A 3,359-nucleotide genomic window follows, 5' to 3' on the forward strand; every position below is an offset into this window, starting at 1 on the left:
AAATTACACTCATGAGCGGAATTAAGTCCGTTATAAGATGTGATTGCCGCAGTGTTCTCACCACCGTAGCATCCTCCTCTGGAGCCATAGTTGTAATTCACATTGTTGACATATTCCATAAACACTACATAATCTTCCCCACGTGCACCATTGAATCGAGGAGAACGGGAATTGTTGTGGGCAAGCAGATTATGATGATATGTAGCCGGAGAGCCTCCCCATTGACATCCGTATCCTCGCGCGCCTTTGGAATGCCCTGCATTATACAGGCCCTCATGCACCATCGAATGTTGTACAGTAAGGAAATGGGCATCTGCCGTATTCATATTTTCCTCTACCGACCATCCGAAAACACAATGGTCAAAGATGAAATCGGAACAGTTTTCCGCGCCACATGCATTCTCTGCAAGAATCTCTCCGGACATGCTCTTCTGACCAATACGGAAGCGCACATTTCGTACAATGAAATTGCCGGAACCACCAAAATTGACTTTATTGCGGCTGATAAGGATTCCGTCGCCTGGAGCTGTCTGACCGGCAAGAGTCCAATCAGAGCGACTTACTCGCAATTCACGGCTCAGCTGGATATTTCCAGTGACTGCGAAAACTATAGTAATCGGCTCGCCCTTGTATTGCTCAAATGCCCATCGCAGAGTTCCCTCGGAATTGTCATCGGCAAGAGATGTCACGGTAACAACCCGGCCTCCTCGGCCTCCTGAGGTATATTTGCCGAATCCCTCGGCTGAAGGAAATGCAAGAAGCGAACGGGCCTCAGATGCATTGACCGGAGATGACATTACGCCATGTCGCGATACGGAGCGTACGGCATATGACGCACCTGACTCAAAGCCTTCGGTGAACTCCGGTTTGACCGATATGCCGCAGAACTCGCCATTCTTATATATGATGAATGCGACTGCATTTTCATCCGCATCCCAGAATATGCCATTGTCTGTTATCTCAAAATTGCGGGGTGTAGCGCAACCGCGAAGTATCGAAGAGTAATCAAACTCTATATCCGACAGTTTGCCAAACATAAACTCGGGATTCATATACTCCTCGACTTCGCTGTCGGTAGCCTGATGACTGAACGACGCGCGCGCGGTAACATCTGCAAGTTCGCCGTTCAAAGTCATATTTTTGTATTCATAAAGCGATGCATTGTTTTCAGTGCCATTCCAGGCTGACCATCCTGCACGGTTGATATGATTGCCGAGTATACACCGTATAAACATCGAGCCACAGGTCTCTTTCCATGGTCGTCCGAGGGTATATGCTCCATTTGCCACTCCGTTCTCGGATGTTATGCGGCAATTACGGAAAAACAGTCCCGGATAGAAGCGCTCGGCACTAAGTTCCGGATAAAGGAGTTTAGTCATAGGCATCGCTGTCTCTGCCGGAGCGGTAATGTAGCCTCCACCTTTCAGGCATCGGATTTCACAGTTCTCAAACCACTCCAGACCTCCGTCGTAAATAAAATCTGTAGCACCGGAAATCACACAGTTGACAAAATAGCCTCGACTGCCGACATTGGCCTTATAGGTATCCTGATAGCCGGAAATCACACAGTTGTTAAATACATGTGCGTCACCTGCTGTATAAAGAGCTTCTGCCTGACCGACATTTCCTGATGTATTGCGTATTGTTATGCCCTCGGCATAAAATCGGTCGACAAATACATTGAGAGCGGCACAGTCCAGATAGCTGTTCCCTGAATTACTGCCTCCACGATTGGTAGAAGAAGTGATTATGGTAGTAGCGGGGTCTTCGCCTATGATACTGATAAATTTCGGCTCGTCACCCTTGCGACCGGCATATACATTCTCCTCATATATGCCCGGACGCAGGTAAATGATACCACGTGTGGATGCCGGGATTGCATCTATTGCCTCCTGAATACTGCCGTAATCAACATTTCCCGACGTTCCCACGGTGTAAGTGACAATCTCAGCATCAGCATCGGGGGATGGCTTTGTCTGTGTGTCTCCAGAGAAATCGTAGTCGCTAAGGTCGGAAGGTGTACCGATATTACCTATTGGATTTTCTCGCGCATATTTTGCATCGTCAGATGTGATTTCAGTACCGAAAATCTGGATTTTATGCACACGTGGTGCTTGGAGCTCGGCCATCGGGTCGGCGTACTGGGTAAACACATCGCTCTGTACGGGATTGTCCTTTATCTCGCCATCCCATACACGCCAGCGGATAGATACATCATGAGCATCGATTTTATTCTCCATGAAGTATCCCTGATCAGAGAATACAGTCCAGCCATTCTTCGGACGTTCTGATCCCATCCATACAAGTGGCTTCCATTCGCCATCGCCTGTTTTGTAATCACATTTGATGCCTCGTCCCCAGGATGTAGATGACCATGACCATTGGATTATGTCGACATACGGTATATGGTCTATTTCCATCCAGCCGTGCATCGACTCGCCGTTAATGGCTGCATTACGGCACATCTGTACAAAGCCGGCTTCTCCATAATTAGGTTTGCCTTTGTCATCATAGGTAATGTTATCTTCAAGATAATGTGTGTGCCCTTTTACCGTCCAATTATTGTATGTCGATGAACTGTTGCCGGTGCACTTATCGCCAAGATAGTACTGTCGGGCAAAAGCGGCCGTCACTCCGGCTCTACCGTTAAACGACTTCTTGGTCGCAAAAGTACAGTTGTGGAACAACACCGGGTAGTTTACATCCGAGGCATCGCCATTGGCCGGAGTGGTTAGTACGGCGTTGACATATCCTCCGTCGGCCCATTCCGGGCAGTCACGCCCGGTCTCTTTCTGCCAGGTTGAAGGCCAGCTTTCATCGCTGAAATTGATGTCAATTACTTTGGGATAAGTCGAAGAATTGCTCCATTGCTCCACGACTGAAGCCGGATCAAGAGATCCCTCTATTGCAGCATCTGCCGAAATAGCGGCAAACAGTGCGACCGATGAAGCACACAGGAAACTTGGATTTAATTTCATGCAGTTTATGGATCTAAGATTATTGTTATGTCGATTTAAGATTACCCATTCCGTATATCTCGCTACGGAATATGCAAATATAGCCATAACACCCCTCTCCATGCGGTGTAATACATACCGTAATAGGTGGAATTTTTGACATAAACGAAGATAAAGCACTCTCCGCATTCCAACATTCATTTGGCAATCAGCATTTTGACAGCAATTCGCATCGCCGGTCCATAATCATTATCAAATTATTAGATGGAGCTCTTCCACAGATGCCCGGCAATATAGCACTGCACGATTTGCGACACTGCAATTAAGACCCCGTTCCCCAATATTTGTTAACGCTGGGGCGGTCAATCGTCGTGCAGATGTGTTCGCGCAGTGAGGGAGCAA

Annotated in this window: 1 protein-coding gene; it reads right to left on the reverse strand. The window is 47.6% G+C overall.

Going from position 1 to position 3,359, the window contains the following annotated elements; translation table 11 throughout:
• The coding region (locus K2I50_RS01815; protein WP_301024545.1) for a pectinesterase family protein at positions 1-2,978 on the reverse strand (2,978 nt) is incomplete at its 3' end.
• Between the last annotated feature and the right edge of the window lie 381 nt (positions 2,979-3,359).

The sequence above is a fragment of the Muribaculum sp. genome (assembly GCF_029051885.1).
Classification (GTDB): Bacteria; Bacteroidota; Bacteroidia; order Bacteroidales; family Muribaculaceae; genus Muribaculum.